Annotated in this window: 14 protein-coding genes; all 14 read right to left on the bottom strand. The window is 64.6% G+C overall.

The window, feature by feature from the left end:
* Positions 1–2 precede the first annotated feature (2 nt).
* Positions 3–1115 (bottom strand): quinohemoprotein amine dehydrogenase subunit beta, encoded by a 1113-nt coding sequence (gene peaD / locus J0W34_RS04630; protein WP_227815812.1) that lies wholly within the window; start codon positions 1113–1115, stop codon positions 3–5.
* Positions 1116–1157: 42 nt separating this feature from the next.
* Positions 1158–1478, bottom strand: a complete 321-nt coding sequence (gene qhpC / locus J0W34_RS04625; protein WP_227815811.1) for a quinohemoprotein amine dehydrogenase subunit gamma — start codon at positions 1476–1478, stop codon at positions 1158–1160.
* Entirely contained in the window at positions 1475–2917 is a 1443-nt protein-coding gene (peaB, locus tag J0W34_RS04620) for a quinohemoprotein amine dehydrogenase maturation protein (protein WP_230970883.1), read from the bottom strand. The genes qhpC and peaB overlap by 4 nt, the downstream gene beginning before the upstream one ends.
* Positions 2918–2940: 23 nt before the next feature.
* A complete protein-coding gene (gene peaA, locus J0W34_RS04615) occupies positions 2941–4548 on the bottom strand; it encodes a quinohemoprotein amine dehydrogenase subunit alpha (RefSeq protein ID WP_230970882.1) in 1608 nt (535 codons plus the stop codon).
* A gap of 268 nt (positions 4549–4816) precedes the next feature.
* A complete protein-coding gene (locus J0W34_RS04610; RefSeq protein WP_230970881.1) occupies positions 4817–5848 on the bottom strand; it encodes a helix-turn-helix domain-containing protein in 1032 nt (343 codons plus the stop codon).
* A 327-nt stretch (positions 5849–6175) separates the two neighbouring features.
* On the bottom strand, positions 6176–7819 hold the full coding sequence (locus J0W34_RS04605) for an indolepyruvate oxidoreductase subunit beta family protein (protein ID WP_230970880.1): 1644 nt from the start codon (positions 7817–7819) through the stop codon (positions 6176–6178).
* Positions 7820–7832: 13 nt separating this feature from the next.
* On the bottom strand, positions 7833–10004 hold the full coding sequence (locus tag J0W34_RS04600) for an indolepyruvate ferredoxin oxidoreductase subunit alpha (protein WP_230970879.1): 2172 nt from the start codon (positions 10002–10004) through the stop codon (positions 7833–7835).
* A gap of 138 nt (positions 10005–10142) precedes the next feature.
* Positions 10143–10928 carry a cyclase family protein gene (locus tag J0W34_RS04595; RefSeq protein ID WP_230970878.1) on the bottom strand — a complete coding sequence of 262 codons (786 nt, stop codon included), beginning with the start codon at positions 10926–10928 and terminating at the stop codon, positions 10143–10145.
* A gap of 19 nt (positions 10929–10947) precedes the next feature.
* On the bottom strand, positions 10948–12525 hold the full coding sequence (locus tag J0W34_RS04590; RefSeq protein WP_230970877.1) for a phytoene desaturase family protein: 1578 nt from the start codon (positions 12523–12525) through the stop codon (positions 10948–10950).
* A gap of 11 nt (positions 12526–12536) precedes the next feature.
* Positions 12537–13064 (bottom strand): flavin reductase family protein, encoded by a 528-nt coding sequence (locus J0W34_RS04585; RefSeq protein WP_227815803.1) that lies wholly within the window; start codon positions 13062–13064, stop codon positions 12537–12539.
* Positions 13065–13093: 29 nt separating this feature from the next.
* A complete protein-coding gene (locus tag J0W34_RS04580; RefSeq protein WP_230970876.1) occupies positions 13094–14290 on the bottom strand; it encodes an OmpP1/FadL family transporter in 1197 nt (398 codons plus the stop codon).
* Positions 14291–14320: 30 nt separating this feature from the next.
* Positions 14321–15604 carry a styrene monooxygenase/indole monooxygenase family protein gene (locus J0W34_RS04575; RefSeq protein WP_230970875.1) on the bottom strand — a complete coding sequence of 428 codons (1284 nt, stop codon included), beginning with the start codon at positions 15602–15604 and terminating at the stop codon, positions 14321–14323.
* A gap of 76 nt (positions 15605–15680) precedes the next feature.
* The gene (locus tag J0W34_RS04570; protein WP_230970874.1) at positions 15681–16469 is read right to left on the bottom strand and encodes an SDR family oxidoreductase; all 789 of its coding nucleotides are present in this window, start codon (positions 16467–16469) and stop codon (positions 15681–15683) included.
* Between the two features lie 366 nt (positions 16470–16835).
* Positions 16836–17879, bottom strand: a complete 1044-nt coding sequence (locus tag J0W34_RS04565; protein ID WP_230970873.1) for an AraC family transcriptional regulator — start codon at positions 17877–17879, stop codon at positions 16836–16838.
* Between the last annotated feature and the right edge of the window lie 288 nt (positions 17880–18167).

The raw sequence follows: 18167 nt of genomic DNA, 5'->3' as shown, positions 1-18167 counted from the left end.
CCTCAGCGCGTGAACACGCGCAGTGAGGACAGCACCTGGTCGCCACCGCTCGGCGTGCGGATGTTGCCGATCCGCTCCAGGGTCTTGCTGTCATAGACGGCAATGTCACCCTGGGTGCCACCGATGTAGAGCTCGCTGCCGTCGCTGGAGACATTCACGTCGTAATACGTGTGATCCAGATCGACGCGCTCCATCTTGCCGGTATCGAGATCCACCTTCGTCAGCTGGGTGTACACCGTGTAGGTCTCATTGCGGCGCACCGGATTGACGACGGTCGAGAACAGCACCACCGAGGCGTCTTCAAACTCGGTGAACTTCACCTTGTCGGTTTCCAGGTCCAGCGACCAGATGCCCGCGCGGTAGTTCTTGAAGTCGCTGGTGTCGCGGGTGGTGTCGGCCACATAGAACGGCGTAGCGAAGATGTTGCTCTGCTCCCACTGCGGCCAGATCGCCAGGGTGTCGGGCTCGCCACGGTCCGGACGCTTCCACTCACGCCACGGGTGCTTGCCCTTGACCTCGCCGGTCTTGGGGTCGACCTTGAGCATGTCCCAGCTATAGACATACAGCGTGTCGCCCTTCGGCGAGTAGATCAGGGACGAGACGCGTCGCGGCGTCTTGAGCTTGCGATCGGGCTGCGCCTTGACGCCCGCATCGGTGTTGTAGACCGCGATGTAGGGGTCAAGCACCTTGTACTCGCCCGGTAACAGCTTGGTCGGGTTGACGAACACCGCCAGCTCCTTGCCGTCCGGGCTCAGGTCGATGGCGAACGGCGCCTTGCCGCGGATGTCGCCCCCAGAGAGCTCGGCACGGAACACCTCTTCGCCCGTGTCCAGATCGATGCCGGAAACCGTTTCCCAACGGTTGTGGATCACGTACCCGACCTTGCCGTCCTTCGACACCACCAACGCCTGCGGGCTGTTGCCCAGCGAAGTGTTGGGGATCTCGAACGAGCGCACGACCTTTCGCGCCTTGGCGTCGGCGACGAAGATGAGGTTCGGGCGCGCTGCCGTCACGATGTAGTCCTTGGCTGCCATCGCCGCAGGGGCGTGCAGCGCCAGGACCGATGCCGCCGCCATGAGCGTTCGGCTGATGGTTGTGAATGCCTTGTTAGCCATGATGTGTGTATTCCTCCAGATGATGACGATCGACATGCCCCGTTACTTGGGGAACACGCTCTTCAGGGCCTTCCAGTCGCGTGCAGCGTCGTCGCGACCTTCGTTCCAGTCCGGATAGCTGTGCAGCGTGTCCGGCACCTGGGCGGGCCACCAGCACGGGTCGGAACACCCGTACAGATCCGCCTCCATCGGCTGACAGAGACCGGCCACCCCCAGGAAGGGGTCCAGCTCCCAGCCCGGGTCGAAGGTGGTGGCGCAGCCGGCCACGTTGGCGGACATGGCCACCACTTCGTCGATCGCACCCTGATCCGTGGAGGATTCAATCTGGTGCGCCTTCTTGTTCAAGGCTTTCATTCGTTTCATAGCTCTGAGCTCCTGTTGGCAACGTGTCGCTGAAGGAAGGCCGGGTTCTTTTCAAGGATTTCGAGGTAGGCCTCGATCCCGAAATCGACCCAGTCCCTGAGCAGTTCGCAGTAGTGATAAACGGGTGAGTGGGGGTCACTGAAGTTGGCGTAGGACTCGTGGTAGCAGCCGCCGGAGCACAGGTTGCGAATCCGGCAGGTGCTGCAGCCGCGCTCCGAACGGTCGAGCGCCTTGTCGAGGAAAGCACCCAGCTGGGGCTTGTCGATGCCGGTCTCCACGTTGCCGAAGGTCGGCAGTTCGGAGCCGGTGAAGCGGTGGCACAGGTTCAGCTCACCCTTGTGATCGACGGCCAGCAGACCGATACCGGCGCCGCACGGCAAGGCCTTCTTGCGCCCTTCGTACAGATCCGAGAGCATCTGGTGCATGTTGGAGAAGCCGATGTTGCGGTCCGCCACGGCGGCCTCGACATACTCGCGCCCGAGGGACTTCATGGACTCGAAGACGGCCTTGAGCTCTTCACCGACCAGGTTGAAGGTGGTGATCGGATTGCCGGTCACCGGCGCAAAGCCGACCTCCGCAAAACCGATGTCGTCCTTCAGGTGGCGGTGAATCGTGGCCACGTCCGAATAGCCGGCCGTCAGGGTGACGCGGGCCCCCACCGGGCGCGATTTGTAGCGCGCCAGCAGCATGCGGGACTTGGCCGCGACCACTTCATACGTCCCCTTGCCGCCGACCGTCTTGCGCCGGGCGTCATGGACCGCTTCGGGGCCGTCCATGCTGATGGAGATGCCGAAGCGATGGGCGTCGAAGTAATCGACGATCTCTTCGGTGAGCATGGTGGCGTTGGTGGTCAGCGAGAAATCGACCTGCTTGCCCTCGGCCGCGCAACGCGCCTCGGCGTATGCCGTGACCTCGCGGATCAGCGGCATGTTGGTCAGCGGCTCGCCACCGAAGAAAACCACGTTCAGCTGCTTGCGGTTCCGGCCCTCGTGGATCAGCAGATCGATGCTCTTCTTTGCCTTCTCCAGCTCCATCTTCTCCCCCTTGGCGGGGGTGGTCAGATCCTCCTTGTAGCAATAGGTGCAACTGAGGTTGCAGCCGGTATTGACGTTGATGACGATGGTGCTGAGTGGAAACTCTTGCACGCTGACACCGGCCCCGCCATCGGGCGTCGGCGTCCTGTCCTTGAGAATGCCCAGGCTCTTGAGATCGTCGATCGACTCGGCCAGCGCCGACGGATTCGGCGTCTGCTCGAAGCGCTGCCGGATCTCATCGAAGGTGACGCTGTGCTTGCCGCGGACGAAATCGACAATCGATCCGCTCATCTCGTCCAGATCGAAAATGCCGGTACTGGGCACATGCAGCATCACGTGACGGTCACCGACCACGAAGTCGTGGTAGGCATCCCGGTCCACATACAGGGTGTTGGTTTCGCTCATTGGGGGTCTCCCTTGAGGCCGGATCAGCGAATGGTCGGATCGTTGAAGCGCTGAACAGTGACAATCAGGGGCGCACTGCCGCTGACCTCACGCGAACCGTCCTTGACCGTGGCGGTCACTTTCAGCTCGCCGGCGTTGTTGGTGCCGTACTTGCGCTCCGGATTGGGGCCGGCCACGGCCGGGATGAAACGCCCGGTGTCGGTCAGCTCGCCGGCAAAGCGCGTGTCCTGCATCTTCTCGGCCACTTCGTTGAGGTTGGCCACGCGCCAGGTGGCAGGCATGGCGCCCAGACGCACGTCGTCGTCGGTGCCCGCCTTGCCGTCCGACCCGTTGGCATAGGCAATCGCTTCGAGCTGGGCCGGCACCTTCGGCAGTGCGCCGCCTCCGCCGCCCACACGGGCCATGGCATGCTCGGGCACGACTTTCACCGAATCGATCTGCTGATAGGCCGCCAGCGTGTCACCGGCCTTGGCCTGGCCGACGCGCACCATCACGGCGCCTGCGTTCAGCGACGCCGGTGCTTCGTACTCGACAACCACCTGGTCCGCGCTGCGCTTGACCACCTTGCCGACCTTGATCTGGTCGCCAAGGCTGACCTTGCCTTCTAGCCCCACGCCGTTGATCGTCAGCACACCCTTGGTGCCCGCCTTGATCGCCTGCGGCATGGTCGACAGCACCTGCGCACCGGCGGTGGCTTTCACCGCATGCATGGTGCCGCCGATGGCGTCGTTATCCACCTCGTACCAGCGCCCTTCCAGCGCCTGGCCCGCATCGGCGAGCTGGAACACCTGATGGACCTTGCGCTTGCCCTGGTCGAGCGTCGCGCGCCATTCGTAGCCGGTGTAGACGATGGCTTTGCCGGAGGCCTTGTCGGTGGTGCCATCCTGGTAGCGAAGGGTCATCTTCAGCTCGTACTGGTCATCGCCCGAGCGCGTCACCGCCGCTTCACCTTCGTAGGCGCCGCGACCCGGCTCATGGCCAACCACCCGCCACTTGCCCGCCGGGTCCATGGCCTTGGCCGCTTTCCACTGATTCCATGCCTTGGACTCGTAGCCATAGACTTCACCCAAAGCCTGGGCGGCATCGCCGGTGGCAATCTCGAACCAGTTGCGATCCCGCCCACCGGCCTGGATCTCGATGGCCGGATACTGGCCCACGTGGAAGTGCACCAGCTTTCGCCAGTCGTCTTCGGTCCGCCGCTGCACGGCAATGCGCGCATAGGAATGGCAACGCGCACAGGTATCGGCGATCAGCTGGTTTTCGGCGTGCTCGACCACGCTCGGCGTCTTGTCGAGGATGTACCGGTGGTGTTCGGTTTCCTCCGGTGCCAGGCCGTAGTTGTCCGCCAGGTATTTGACGATGGCGCTACGTTCTTCGGCCGTGAGCTTGACGCCATGCGCGTAGCTCATCCGGGCCACCGTCATGTCCCAGCCTTCGGGGGTCCGGCGGCCGGCATCGATCCGGTCCGGCACGCCCTTGGCATCCGGCGCATGACATGCCGAGCATTTGCTGTTGACCAGGGCCTCCCCCGAGGGCGCGGCCATGACGCCAAGGGACAGCGTCGATGACGCGATCCCCGCGCCCAGCAGCAGGCTTCGTGCGATCACATTTGCTTTTACAGTTTTTCCCATGAGGGACATCTCCCGTTGGTTTCGCTTCATCCGGCACGCGCATCGCTATGCCGAACGTCGTAAAAGGCGACGAGCAATCGCCTACGGGATTCACTATAAAAACGGGGGTTATCGACGCGTTATCGCATTCCGGCCATCCGCAACGCAGCAACTATCAAATATCGGCCAGGCCGCACACATCACGGGAACAAACAAAGAAGCCGCGATCACATCGATCGCGGCTTCTCGCTCGCTTCGGGGCTACAGGCGCGATGCCTGCAGCCATCGTTCAACTCCGGAACCGACTCATCGAATCGAGCGGCCCGCGGATTCGCTTCGTGGTGTCCGACGGCGTTTCATGAAAGAGCTGCTTGTAGTACTGCCCGAACATGCCCATATGCCAGAAGCCCCAGTTGGCCGCGACAGTGGAAATGGACTCGCGACAGCCCGGATCGAGCAGCGCTTTTCTGACTTCATGCAAACGCACATAGCGCAGGAAGGTCACCGGATTGACGCCCAGCACATTCATGAAGGCATGATGCACGCCCCGCCGGCTCATGCGCAGGTGCTCGCACAGCTCGGCGACCGAGAGCGCCCGCTGCCGGTTGGCCAGGATGTAGGTGCGTGCGCGCTCGACAATCGAGCGCTGGACCGACTGACCATTCGACAGGCGTTTGCCGAAATCGCCCACCTGCGTCAGCGTCGCGAATACCGAATGCATCACGCTGTCGCTCAGATCGTTGCGCACCGCCTCATGTTCGAGCAGGCCGGGATTGTTCTGCGAGACGCTCAGTGCATTGAACAGCGCTGCCCGGAAATTCGACGCAATGTCGTCGCCGACTTCCACCACATGCGGGCGCTGAAACAGATCGTCCGCCGAACCGAAACCATCGCCTTCTGCAATGGCATCGAGCGCACAACAGGTGATGACGGTCACCAGGATGTTGGAGTGCTTCGGCGTCTTGAAATGCAGCTCTTCATTCGGCTTCAGGATCATGACGGAGCGGTCACTGAGCTCATGGCCCTGCCACCGACCGTTTTCGGTCACGCGGACCGGTATGCCGACGGTGTAGCTGTCCCGCCGGGGATTGGCCTTCTCGTCGATGACCTGATCGATGGTCTCCTGAAAAACCTGGACCGGCCCGAAGGTCGATTCCTTGATTTCCCCGAAGAACGGCCCCGCCTCAAGCTGGAGGTACTCCTGCGACCAGGCAGGCAGACTCTCCGCGTGCTGACAGGGGTCAGACGTGACGATATGAGACTGGCGGTGCTTCCAGTGTGCAGCCCGCTTGTCAGCGTCTGCATCTTCATCTCTCTGCATGGGTGGGCCTCCGCTCGCGATCCGAGGGAATGGCATTGAACCTCAATCACCCCGCCCGGATACATCTTTAGTTATATATACAAACTCCCACACCTTTGTGAAAACATAGCGTTCCCGATAGCGCTCATCAAGAAATGCTTGCCCCCGGCCACGCAGTCTGGCCGATTCTTGATAGTGCCGAACGTCAAATCGTCGCAAATCCTGACCATCCGGGCTTGCGCTTGACGACGAACGGAGCCTTCTCGATGAGCGATCAAGGGCACTCGGTGCCCGCCGCCGGGCACGGTGGCAGGGGCTTTCTGTTCATGTCCCCCGCCACCGGGACGCTCAGCGCGCCTGCGCGACGGCAGCCGTGTGTCGAGTCACACCGGCCAGACGGGGTGCCGACGCCTCACTGGCAGTCGCCGACGCCGCGCTGCCAGCCACCGTGCCGAGCGCACGGGCCAGAGCCTGTCCGAGCTGTTTGCCCTCCTCGTCGGCGAGCGCGGCGGTGCGCAGGTCCGCGAGCGTGCGGGCCGCGTCGTGGCGCCCGCACAGGGTGTCGGCCGCGTTCATCAAGGTCTCGAAGCGCTCGCCGCCGCGCTCGTGGGTACCACTGTAGCCCTTGACCAGCTGGCGGCAATGAACGATTTCGACGGCCAGGCCGTAGTCTTGCGCCATCACCTTCTCCACCCGCTTCAGCCAGCGTGCGATCTGTGCCGACTCGACCTGGTGGCGCAGGGTACGGCGCCGGAACCGGCGCATGCCGGCCACGGCATACAGGGAGAAAAAGCCGCCGAACGTACTGCTGGAGATCCGCTTGCCATGGGCGAAACGGCGTTTGACCCAGGCCGCGAACCAGGTCGACCGTTCCAGCCGTCGCCCGATGCCGGCCGGCAGGGTGCCGCAGATCTCTTCGAGGCGCGGGTGGGTGAATTCGGTGGTCTGCAGCACTTGCCCGCCCTTGAGGCCCACTTCCCGGGCGACGCGCTCGAAGCGGCTGCCCCGGGTCTTGAGATCGGCCACGCGGATCACGTCGTCGTAGCTCATGGCCACGGCCAGACGATGGGCCGCTGCCTGGGCCAGGGCCCAGTCCTTCGCCGCGCCACCGTAACGTTCGTCCAGCGCGCACAGGGTATGGCAACGCGCCAGATACTCCTTGGCGTAGGCCAGATCCTGATAATCGAGCAGCCGTCTCAACCCGGCCACGAGGATGCCGTGCGTCGCGGCGGGAAACTCCACCTTGAGCCGGTCCAGCAAGGCCTGCACCTGAGGCTGCGCCGCCCGTTCGGGCACATCCAGTGTCGGGCGCGGGGTCTCGATCGGCGCGGGCACGGCGGGCGCCGAGGCGGCCGCATTGAAGCCCAGGGCAAAGGCACGCAGGCTCGCCTCGACCCCCTTGCCGGCACTGCGAATGGTGTTTTCAAAGGCCTCCCGGCCGAAGGGCAGCGCGCCGGAGCCGGCAATGGCGCCGAACAGGCTGGCCGAAATCACGCTGCCGGCCTGTTCGGCCAGGACCTGGAGGTCGAGTGCGATCAGGCGCCTTGCGGCGTTGCGCCCGGCATCGAGCACGCTGTTGCCATCGCCGATGCCGTTACCCAGCGCGGCCTTCTCGGTCACCGAGTAGCTGCGGTGGGTGGAGGTGATCAGGGTGCTGCGATCGGGCGTGACCAGCCCGCGCTGCATGGCGCGGCCGGCCTCCATGAGTTCGGCGGCCACCACCAGGTCCACATCGCCCGGCGTGGGCATCATGGCCAGGGTGGGCGGCTTGCCGGCGGCCTCGGCATCCGCTTCGGGCAGCAGTTCGAGATAGTAGATCGTGGCGCCGGTGCGTTGGGCAACGCCGGGGACCGACGTGGTCTGTGCCCACCAGCCGGCATGTTCGGCCATGTCGACGATCCAGTCGGCAAGCACTCCGCCGCCCTGCCCGCCCATGGCGAGCACGGCGATCTTGATGGGGGTACCGGGAAGAAGCTCGGTTTTTCGGTTCATGATGCAGCTCTCGTCACAGGGCCAGGCGCGCCAGGCGGGCAGCGCGGCGGCGCTGCAGCCAGCCAATGGCCGCGCCTCGCAACCTGGCCAGCACGCGGTCGGTCCCTGTGGGATTGTGAATGATCTCGGCACGGTAGAAGGACGGACACAGGATCGCCGCTTCGGCGACCTCGCCGCAGTTGCCACAGCCGACGCAACTGCTGTCCACGTGGGCCACCGGGGTGTCCTTGAGCGGATCGCCGCTGTCCTTCACCGTCAGCGACGGACAGCCTGACAGGCGGATGCAGGCGTGATCGCCGGTGCACACGTCGGGGTCGACGCCGAAACGCTCCTTGACCGCACGCTTGCCGCCCTTGACCGCCTTGGCGAACAGGGGCTTTTCACGGCGCTGGCGATTGAGCATGCATTCGGACTGGGCAATGATGACCTTCGGACCGTCGGTGGTGGTGGTCAGCGCCTCGTCGAGGGTCTTTCGCATGCGCGCCACATCGTAGGTGCGGTCGATGGTGCGCACCCATTTCACCCCGGCGCCGCGAATGGCGTTCTCGATGGGGTTCTTGGTGGTGCGGTTGGGGTTGTCGGCCCGAGAAGACGGGATGTCCTGCCCACCGGTCGCCGAGGCGTAGTAGTTGTCGACGATGACGATGACACCATCGTTCTTGTTGAACACCGCGTTGGCAACACCGGAGGTCAGGCCGTTGTGCCAGAAGCCGCCGTCGCCCATCACCGAGATGGCGCGCTTGCCCGACTTGACGTTGAAGGCCGAGCTCGACGCGGCCCCCAGGCCGTAGCCCATGGTGGTGGCGCCCAGATTGAACGGCGGCAGGATCGAGAACAGGTGGCAGCCGATGTCGCAACTGACGTGGTGTTCGCCCAGATCCTGCTGCACCAGCTTCATGGCCGCGAAAATGGGCCGTTCCGGACAGCCGGTACAGAAACCGGCCGGCCGGGGTGGCACCACCTCGGCCAGCGCCTGCACCTTGGGATGGAAGGTGATCGGCACCGCCGCCGGCTTGGGCGCGTCCACGGCCACCGCGTCATGGGTCGCCAGCAGCTCGAGGTGATGCGTCTTGAGGAAGGCCTCGATGCCCGTTCTCATGACGTCGGTGGTGTATTCGCCCGCCACCGGCAGCACATCCTTGCCGGACAGCAGGGTGTCCACCTTGTTCTTGCGCAGGATCGCGTGCAGGTTCTGCTCGATGTAATCGGGCTGCCCCTCTTCGAGCATGAGCACGGCGCGCTTGTCCTGACAGAAGCGCACCACCTCCTCGTCGATCACCGGGTAGGTGACGTTCATCACGTACAGCGGAATGCGGCTGTTGCCGTAGCTGTCCGCCAGCCCCAGCAGTTGCAGGGCACGAATCACGCCGTTGTAGAGCCCGCCCTGCAGGATCAGGCCGATGTCTTCCACGTCGCCGTCGAAGAACTCGTTCAGGCCACGCGACTGGATGAACTTCACCGCCGCCGGCCAGCGCTGGCGGATCTTTTCCTGCTCGTGCACGAAGGACGCCGGCGGCAGCACGATGCGGCCGGTGTCGCGCACCGGACGCTCGAGCGCCTGCTTGAGGCTGAAGGCCGGGCGCTTGTTCTCCTTGGTGATGAATCGCCCGTGCACATGGCAGGAGCGGATGCGCACCTGGAGCATGACCGGCGTGTTGCTGGCTTCGGACAGCTCGAAGCCGTCTTCCACCGCCTGCACGATGGACTCCAGATTCGGCCGCGGGTCGAGCAACCACATCTGCGACTTCATGGCGAAGGCGTGGGAGCGCTCCTGCATGATGGAGGAGCCTTCGCCGTAGTCTTCGCCGACGATGATCAGCGCCCCGCCGGTGACCCCGCCCGAGGCCAGGTTCGCCAGCGCGTCGGAGGCCACGTTGGTGCCCACCGTCGATTTCCAGGTCACTGCGCCGCGGATGGGATACATCACCGAGGCCGCCAGCATGGCCGCGGCGCTCGCCTCCGAGGCGCTGGTTTCGAAATGCACGTCCAGCTCGTCGAGGATCTCGTTGGCATCCGCCAGCACGTCCATCAGGTGGGAGATGGGCGAGCCCTGATAGCCGCCCACATAGCCCACGCCCGACTGCAGTAGTGCCTTGGTGATGGCCAGAATGCCTTCACCGCGAAACTCGGTGCCGGCAGGGATTCGCAGTTGCTGGACTTCCTTCTTGAATGAACGCTCAGCCATGGCGCGCTCCTTCGGCGGCCAGGAAGGCCGGTCGCATCAGGGGCGGGCAGTAACAGGCCGGCCGGTGTTGGGGATACTTCATGGGTTCTCTCGTCGTTGGTTGGCGTCTTCGCGCCTGTTCATTCGGGGCAATTCGACTCAGTCCTGCACCAGGGCGAGCACCCGCAGGGGGCTCCCCGATCCGTTGCGCAGCTTCAGGGGCGCGGCGATGATCACTGCGCCCTGGGGCGGCAGGCGGTCGAGATTGGTGAGGCACTGCAGTCCGTAGCGGTTGTTGCCATGCATGAAGTAGTGGCAGGGAAACGGCGTCTCCCAGGCGAAGGACTGGCCCGCATCGGTATTGATGGACTCGACGCCGAAGCCGACCACGTCGCGCGCGTCGATCAGCCATTTGACGGTGCCTTCGGCCGGTCCCGGCGTGTGGGGGCCGTCTTCTCCGGCGTTCACATAGGCCTCGGGCATCGGCCGCTTGGACCAGTCGGTCCGCAGCAGCACCCAGGCACCGGCCGGAATGCGCCCGTGGGTCGCCTCCCAGGCTTCGAGAAACTCCACCGTGAGCAGAAAGTCCGGGTCGGCGGCGGCTTCGCGGCTGCAGTCGATCACGCAGGCGGGTGCGATGAAACGCGTCACCGGAATCGTGTCCACCGTGTTGTCCGGATGATCCTTGCCCGACACCCAGTGCACCGGCGCATCGAAATGGGTCCCGGTGTGCTCGGACATGGAGATGTTGTTCCAGTACCAGGCCGGGCCGCGTTCGTCGTAGCGGGAGATTTCCTCGGAGCGGAAGGGCCATGGCTGGCCGAACTCCGGCGGCAGTTGCAGGCCGGGAAACTCCGGGCTCAGGGTCTGCGTCAGGTCGACCACGCGGATGGCACCGCTGGCCAGTGCGCCGGCAAATTCGACAAGCGTGTTGTTCGTCGTCATCTCGATTCCTTCCCTTGATTCATTTCGTGAGCGCGCAGGCCACGTGGAAACCCGATGCGCCCGACAGCCCGGGGCCCGGGTGCGTCGAAGCACCGATCTGGTAGAGGTTCTTCACCGGGGTTTCATGGTTCTTCACCCCGCGCATCGGTCGCCACAGCATGTATTGATCGACACTGCATTCACCCGAGTAGGGGTCGCCCCCGACCAGGTTGATGTTCATCGTCTCGAGATCGGCCGGCGAGATGACCTTGCGGCCGAGGATGGACCCGGCCAGATTCGGCACCTGGGCAGCAATGCGCTCGACGATGCGGTCGGCGTAGGCCTCGGCAACCGGTGCGTTCCAGCGCCCGTCGGCCGGTACGTCGATCCGCCCGGCGGCGTCGCCCTTGATGTGACGCGGGCACTCGGGCACCTGCACCCACAGCACCGACTGCCCCTGCGGGGCACGTGACGGATCCACCGCGCAGGGCTGGGCCACGCAGATGGTGCCCGCGCTGGGCAACAGTCCGCGATCGGCCTCGTTCACCGAACGCGACACCCCATCGAGTCCATCGGTCAGGTGCAGGTAGATCACCTCGCCCAGATGCGCTTCCGGCCAGCGCGGCGGCTCGGACAGGGCCAGATGGATCTGCATGTTGCCCTTGCCGTAGCGGTACTCGGCGGCCTGCCTGCGCAGCGCGGGCGGCGCGTCGTCGCCCTTGAGCAACCGCCCATAGAGTTGCGTGGGGGTGACATTGGCCACCACCTCGCGCGCTTCGATGACGGAGCCGTCCGCCAGCCGGACCCCCTGCACCTTGCCGCGATGAACGAGAATCCGGTCCACATCCGCGCCGGTGCGGAACTGCCCGCCGCACGCCTCGATGTGCGCACGGAAGGCATCCACCGTTCTGGCGTTGCCACCGCGCACGATGGGCAGCCCCACCGCTTCGAGCGTGAAGGCGACCACCTTGGCCATCAGCGCCGACATGGCGCTCTCCGGCCCCAGACCGGTGTGCAGCACCCACGGCGCCAGCAGGGCCTGGGCCAGGGGCGAGCGGAAGTGCGTCTCCAGCCAGGCCCGGCAGCTTTGCATCGCGGGGCCGAAGAACGAAGCCGTCTCGTGCATGCCCTGCTTCCACACCCGGCTGGCCAGCGTTTTGGCGACACGCCCGCTCCACAGCTCGTTGCCCAGGAGCGTGAAGATGAACTCGGCGTTCTGCTCGATCAGCGCCATGGCCTCGCCATAGGCATCGCCATCGCCGGCCGACAGCGCATTCAGGGCACGCACGTTGGCGTCGCGCGAGGTCGCCATGACCAGGGACTGCCCGTCGGGCAGCAGCACGCCGGTGGGCGTTGCGTTGTTCCCGTAGTCCAGCCCGTTGGCGTGCAACACGTCCTTGAGCTCCGCGTAGCCGGGCGAAGTGACAAACAGCGGGTGTGCGGTCGACATGGTGTCGTGCACGAACCCGGGTGCGGTCAATTGTTCGGTGCGGATACAGCCACCGAGCACCGTCTCGCGCTCGAGCACGAGCACCTTGCGGCCACGCTTTGCCAACACCCCGGCGCAGACCAGGGAGTTGATGCCACTACCGATGATGATGACGTCGTGGGTGCTCATGGCCGTATCGCTCAGGCCGTGGCCGCTGCCATCACCCGCATCAGCCCGGAAAACGGACTGCTGTGCTCGGGCTCGGGTACCGCATACTGCCCACGATAGAACAGCAGCGGCGGACGCTCCGAGGTGGCGAAGCGTTGCACCCGGCCGACCAGGATGATGTGATCGCCCCCATCGTGGATGAACTCGGTATTGCACTCGAACACCGCCGCGCAACCGGGCAGCACCGGGACATCGTCCAGGCCGTCGCGGGTCTGGACGCCGGCGAACTTGTCTTCCCCGGCGCGGGCGAAACGGTTGGAGATGTCCTCCTGGTCGGCCGCCAGCACATGCACCGCAAACGACGGATGCGTTTCGAAGGCCGTGCGGCTGAACGACTTCTTGGCGAGACTCCACAGGATGAGTGGCGGCTCGAGCGAAACCGAGCTGAAGCTGTTGACCGTCACCCCCACCGGCTGGCGTTCGGCGTCCAGCGTGGTCACGACGGTCACGCCCGTGGCGAAATGCCCCAGTGCGTTGCGAAATTGGCGTGTATCAAACATGGTGTTTCTCCTTGTCTGCCGGGCGCTGCTCAGAAGCGCATGCCCAGGCTCAGGGACAGCCAGTCCTGGCCCATGTAGAGATCGGTCGAACCGTTCGGTCCCGGGCCATCGCCCTTCACCCGCTCCTTGGGGGAACGCGCGTAGGCCACGGACAATTCCATTGCCGGATCGATCTGGTAGGTGGCGCCCAGGGTCCAGTGCTTGCGGTTGGCCGACGGCGCCACGATGCCCAGGTAGGTACTGGCTGAATCAAGGATCTGATTACCCTGGTTATAGCCAGCGCGCAGGGTGAGTTGCTCGTTGAACTGATGAGCGACACCGAAGCGCCACACGGTCTGGTCGCGCCAGCCGAAGCCCGGGCCGTCCTTGTCGCCCGGCGCCCCCGTGGCGATCGCCACGCCCGGGTTGCCGAGGGACTTCACGTCCGACCACAGGATGCGCATCACGTCGGCGGCCAGCGTCGTGGCGCCCAGGTTCAGCGCCGCGCCGATGCCGTAGTGTTCCGGTGCATCCAGGTCACCATCGTCAGCCAGCAGCTTGTCGAACTTGTCCATCCGGCCCATGTCGATCTTGCTGGCGTAGGTGGCACCGAGTGTCAGGTTCGGCAGCACCTTGCCCTGCCAGCCGAGCGACAGTCCGTAGCCGAAGGAGGAGTCGTGCCCCTGCGGCAAACCCAGGCTACCCGGGCCGTGCAGCGCCAGACGCTGATAGGCCAGCACCAGACCCACGCCGACGCGCTGGTTCGGCGTGATACGGCGAGCCAGCGACACGGTGCTCACCATCTGCTTGTATTCCGACTTCGGGCGCTGCATGCCGCCCACGTTGACCTTGTCGTGTGCGGTGCCCACCCCGTTGCCCACCACGCTCAGACCGATCGAGGTCTCGGTGTCGATCATGTAATTCACGCCCAGCTGCGGGATCAGGTAGAGATCCTTCTCGCTACCGCCGTCGTAGTTGGTGCCACCGAAGTAGGCACCGTTATCCACCTGCAGCAGCGCCATGCCGATGTCGGCACGCGTGCCAACCTCGACCATGCCAGCCGGGTTGGTCGCGCCGGCCACCGCGTCCTGCGGCAGCGCGATGCCCACACCGCCCATGCCTTCGGACTTGACACCGTAGCCATGGGGAAAGGTGCCCTGCGTGGCCAGGGCGGGCGCGGCACTCACCGCCGCACCGATGAAACCCAGGGTGCGGACGATCTGCTTGATTCTGTTTGAGCTGTTCATGGAAATCCTCTCTGTCGGGTCTGGCGCGGCTCAGGCCACCGCCTGGGCTTGCATCGATTGGGCAATCAGGCGGTCCGTCGCGGCAGCGTCGAACCAGAAGTCCTTGAAGTCGCGCGGATCGTTGAATCCGTTGGCAATGCGGGCGGCCAGCGCCGGGGCTTGCTGTGCGGCACCCAGCAGCTTGACGATGTGCTCCGGCGGCGGGAACAGCAGGCTGTTGGTCCAGCGCACCACCGGCTCGGCGTAACCGTTGTAGAGATCGTCAAAGGTGCGGGTCATCCAGTCGCTGTCGAAGGACTGGTTGCCGCGGGCGACAATGGCATCGAAGTAGTGCTTGGCACTCTTGGTGGCGTTGTTGGAGCCCTGACCGGTGATCGGGTCATTGACCAGAATCGCGTCGCCCAGGCCCATCACCTGACGGCCGGACGGGAGGCTCAGCACCGCGTTGCGCACCATCGGCGTGACGCGCCCGGCCAGGCGGCCGTTGTCGTCGGTGAGCTGAACGTCGCGGCAACGCTCGTATTCCCAGGGCACAAAGGTCTTGAGGACCTCGAGACTCTTTTCCAGATGCTCTTCCGGCGTCTTGACATCGCCCCAGCAATCCATCGGACCGCCGGGCACACCCTCGAACACCATGATGTCGCAGGCCTGCGTGTCTTTCTCGCCCTTGGTGGTCAGCGCCGGGAACACGAAGTACTCACCCACGCCCGGGATCAGGTTGAAGTTCACGCACTCGTGGTAGTCGTGGCGCTTCATCCCGGTCACATAGCTCAGCGCCAGCTGACGCATCGGCTGGCGGATCGGCGAGCGAGCTTCGTTGCGCGGGAACAGATTCACGATTTCGCCCTTGCCACCGGCCAGCAACACCAGTTCATGAGCAGCGGCCAGGCGCTCCAGTTCGGGCACGCCCACGTTCTCGATGATCAGCTCGCCACCGCGACGTTCGAATTCAGCCATCCAGCCGGGCATCTTCACCCGCTGATCCACCGACTGCGCGACGGCATTGAGTCGTGACGCCCAGTGAATCGCCTTGTTGCCGCTGCCGTCCGGCGCCGGGATCGAGACGCTCAGCCCCTCGATGTCCGGGCAGGGCGCTTCCCACTGGTTCATGCCCCAGTCGCGCTCGATCTGGAGTGCCGGGTCAAACATGCACTGGGAGGACATCACACGGCCGTTCCAGACTTCTTCGGCCGTCCGGTTGGTCACCATGGTGACTTTGTAGCCGCGCTCCAGCAGGGCACAGCCCAGCAGCAGGCCGGCCTGGCCGGCACCCACGATGGCAACGCTGCGGCCGGTTTTCTGTTCTTGTTCCATGTCTCTTCGCTCCTTGGAAAATAGGCTCTTGGTGTGGCCGAAAAGGCGGCGGATCATCCGGATCATTCCGCCCTCCTCAATCAATCAAGCGGGCAATGGCAGCCGCCCTGCCCTCGGGGCCGAGCGCCGAGTAACCGCCGTCGCAGGCGTACTCCGCACCGGTCACGAAACCGGCCTCGTCGGACAGCAGGAAGCTGACCACCGAGGCGACTTCTTCAGGCAGGCCGAGGCGGCCGAGGATGTGGTAGTCAGCGGCCACGCGATCCGCCTTGGCGCGATCGTTGCCGGACAACTGGGCAATCACCGAGGACCAGGTCCAGCCCGGTGCCACGGCATTGACGCGAATCCGGTCGGAAGCCAGATCCAGGGCGGCACTGCGGGTCAGCTGCATGATGGCGGCCTTGCCGACCGGATACAGCCAGCGCCCGGCCTGGGCCGCGCCCGAGGATATGGACGAGAAATTCACCACCGAGCCGCCACCGCGCCGGACCATGTGCGGCCGGCATGCCTTGATCAGCTGTGCGGCGCCTACGACGTTCACGTTCAGGGAGGCGAGCCACTGCTCGCGGGTGGACTCGGCGCCCTCATCCACGTAGCTACAGGCGCAGTTGATCAGGAAGTCGACACCGCCAAAGCGCTCTGCCGCCACGTCCACACAGGCCGAGACCTGCGTGTCGTCGGTAATGTCGGTCGCCTGGAACAAACCGGCCGAGCCCAGGCGTTGAGCCACCCGGTCGCCGGTCTCGGCGTTGATGTCGGCAATCACGACGCGTGCACCGCGGCGGACGAGATCAGCCGCAACCGCCTCGCCGATCATGGTTGCACCACCGGATACGATGGCAGTCTTTCCTTCGATGCCGTTCATGTGCTTCTCCGTCTGTTCGTGGCAGGGACGAATCCAGTGTCGCGAGATGCACGCATGGCCGCTATCCAGAAACCGCTGAACCGCTATCCGAAAATCGCGTTCTTGGATGAACGTCGCGCCGCGACATTCGGATAGCGCTCAGGAGGGACGGGCCACAGAATGACCGGCAAGCGCCGGCAGACGCGGGATGGCGCGCCCAGGACGGACAAGACAACGGGAGGGAAGGCGCGCGAAGGCGCCACCGTTGGCACACGGCGGACAACATGGCGAAGCCGCCGCTCAGCCGGCGGCAGCCGCCATCACCGGGCGATGCCGGTGTGTCGGTTCAGATGTCGGGGAGACGCCCGGTCGGGGCGGCGTGCGCCCTCAGTCGTGCAGGCGCAGGGCCGCGCGGGCGGTTTCGGATGGGGTCTCGCCGTTGCGCTCGCGGTAGTAGGCGGAAAAGCGCCCCATGTGATTGAAGCCGAAGCGGAAGGCAATTTCGGTGATTTTCTGGGGCGAGCCCGCCAGCGCATTGGTGATGATCGCCGCACGCGCCTGCTCCAGCCGCTTGTTGCGCAGATAGAGCATGGGCGTGGTGTCGTAGTGCTTGCGGAAGCCTTCTTCAAGCGCCCGGATACTCAGGTGGGCATGCTCGGCAATGTCGGCCACGGTGATGGCGTCCACCGCCGTCTCTTCAATGAATTCGACCGCCCGCTGCAGTTGCCGCGAGTGCCCCGGGGCGACCGGACTGAACAGCAGGTCGGAATAGTTGTGCGGCTGCTGGTAGATGAGGCCCCGGATCAGGCAGTCCTCCAGGGCACCGGCCGCCGGGCGGAAGCGCAACCAATCGACCCCATTGGCATCCACGTTGCGCGCCAGATCCTTGACCATGGTGCACCAGGCGCTGGTGAGCCCCACGGCCTGGCTCAAGGCCACGTCGAAGCGCATGGGAGCATTCAGTTCATGTCCCAGCACTTCCGCCACACGCCGCTCCACCGATTCACGCGGAATCCAGAGCAGCAACTGCGCGGAGTCCACGCTCCAACGCATTCTGATGTGCTCGTCGGGATTGAGAATCGATCCCGATCGTGGCGAGGAATCGATCGACTCACGACCCGACTCGATCAATGCGCTGCCCTGCAGCGGCAATTGAACAAGATAGAAGTTCTGCAGGCACCCCGGGTGGATGAGTACATCGCTGCCGTAGGCCAGGTAGTTCAGTGCCGTTTCGCCGATGCGGACCCGGTTGTGCACCGCGGCCAGGGGCTGACTCGCCCCCACTTGCTCCAGACGATGCGAGCAGAACACGCGGCCGACTTCGTCCCGGACTTCTTCAAGATCGTTGGAGCGAAAGACGGGAAACGCGTTGAGCGGCGCGTGAGCGGGACGGGCATCGGGCAGCACCAGGTGCGCGGATGTGGAAGACATGATCGAACTCCGTTGGGCAATACAACTAATGCACTGGCACGTATTTTTCGCACCTTCCTATCACTAAAGACCTAAAAGCCCGGAAGAGGCAAGTGCTTTGTTTCGTGCCTCGCGACCGGCTTCACCGTTTTGCATCGCGCCGCTTCCGTGATCAGGCCACGGTACGGCTTTCGGACCTGTTTCAAGTCACCGTTGAAAATACTTTATATCTAAATAGTTCTTGACACAATAGTTTAATTAACATTCACTTTAATCATCACCTTTGCCCGAAAGACGATCGTCGAGGAG

Origin of the sequence: Nitrogeniibacter aestuarii, assembly GCF_017309585.1 — a bacterium.
Lineage (GTDB): Bacteria > Pseudomonadota > Gammaproteobacteria > Burkholderiales > Rhodocyclaceae > Nitrogeniibacter > Nitrogeniibacter aestuarii.
The sequence above is the reverse complement of the archived record's forward strand: the minus strand, read 5'-3'. Positions and strand labels throughout refer to the sequence as shown.

Excerpts from the sequence above, each read along its gene's own strand:
- peaD (WP_227815812.1), bottom strand. The coding sequence starts at position 1,115 with ATGGCTAACAAGGCATTCACAACCATCAGCCGAACGCTCATGGCGGCG.
- qhpC (WP_227815811.1), bottom strand. The coding sequence starts at position 1,478 with ATGAAACGAATGAAAGCCTTGAACAAGAAGGCGCACCAGATTGAATCC.
- peaB (WP_230970883.1), bottom strand. The coding sequence starts at position 2,917 with ATGAGCGAAACCAACACCCTGTATGTGGACCGGGATGCCTACCACGAC.
- peaA (WP_230970882.1), bottom strand. The coding sequence starts at position 4,548 with ATGGGAAAAACTGTAAAAGCAAATGTGATCGCACGAAGCCTGCTGCTG.
- J0W34_RS04610 (WP_230970881.1), bottom strand. The coding sequence starts at position 5,848 with ATGCAGAGAGATGAAGATGCAGACGCTGACAAGCGGGCTGCACACTGG.
- J0W34_RS04605 (WP_230970880.1), bottom strand. The coding sequence starts at position 7,819 with ATGAACCGAAAAACCGAGCTTCTTCCCGGTACCCCCATCAAGATCGCC.
- J0W34_RS04600 (WP_230970879.1), bottom strand. The coding sequence starts at position 10,004 with ATGGCTGAGCGTTCATTCAAGAAGGAAGTCCAGCAACTGCGAATCCCT.
- J0W34_RS04595 (WP_230970878.1), bottom strand. The coding sequence starts at position 10,928 with ATGACGACGAACAACACGCTTGTCGAATTTGCCGGCGCACTGGCCAGC.
- J0W34_RS04590 (WP_230970877.1), bottom strand. The coding sequence starts at position 12,525 with ATGAGCACCCACGACGTCATCATCATCGGTAGTGGCATCAACTCCCTG.
- J0W34_RS04585 (WP_227815803.1), bottom strand. The coding sequence starts at position 13,064 with ATGTTTGATACACGCCAATTTCGCAACGCACTGGGGCATTTCGCCACG.
- J0W34_RS04580 (WP_230970876.1), bottom strand. The coding sequence starts at position 14,290 with ATGAACAGCTCAAACAGAATCAAGCAGATCGTCCGCACCCTGGGTTTC.
- J0W34_RS04575 (WP_230970875.1), bottom strand. The coding sequence starts at position 15,604 with ATGGAACAAGAACAGAAAACCGGCCGCAGCGTTGCCATCGTGGGTGCC.
- J0W34_RS04570 (WP_230970874.1), bottom strand. The coding sequence starts at position 16,469 with ATGAACGGCATCGAAGGAAAGACTGCCATCGTATCCGGTGGTGCAACC.
- J0W34_RS04565 (WP_230970873.1), bottom strand. The coding sequence starts at position 17,879 with ATGTCTTCCACATCCGCGCACCTGGTGCTGCCCGATGCCCGTCCCGCT.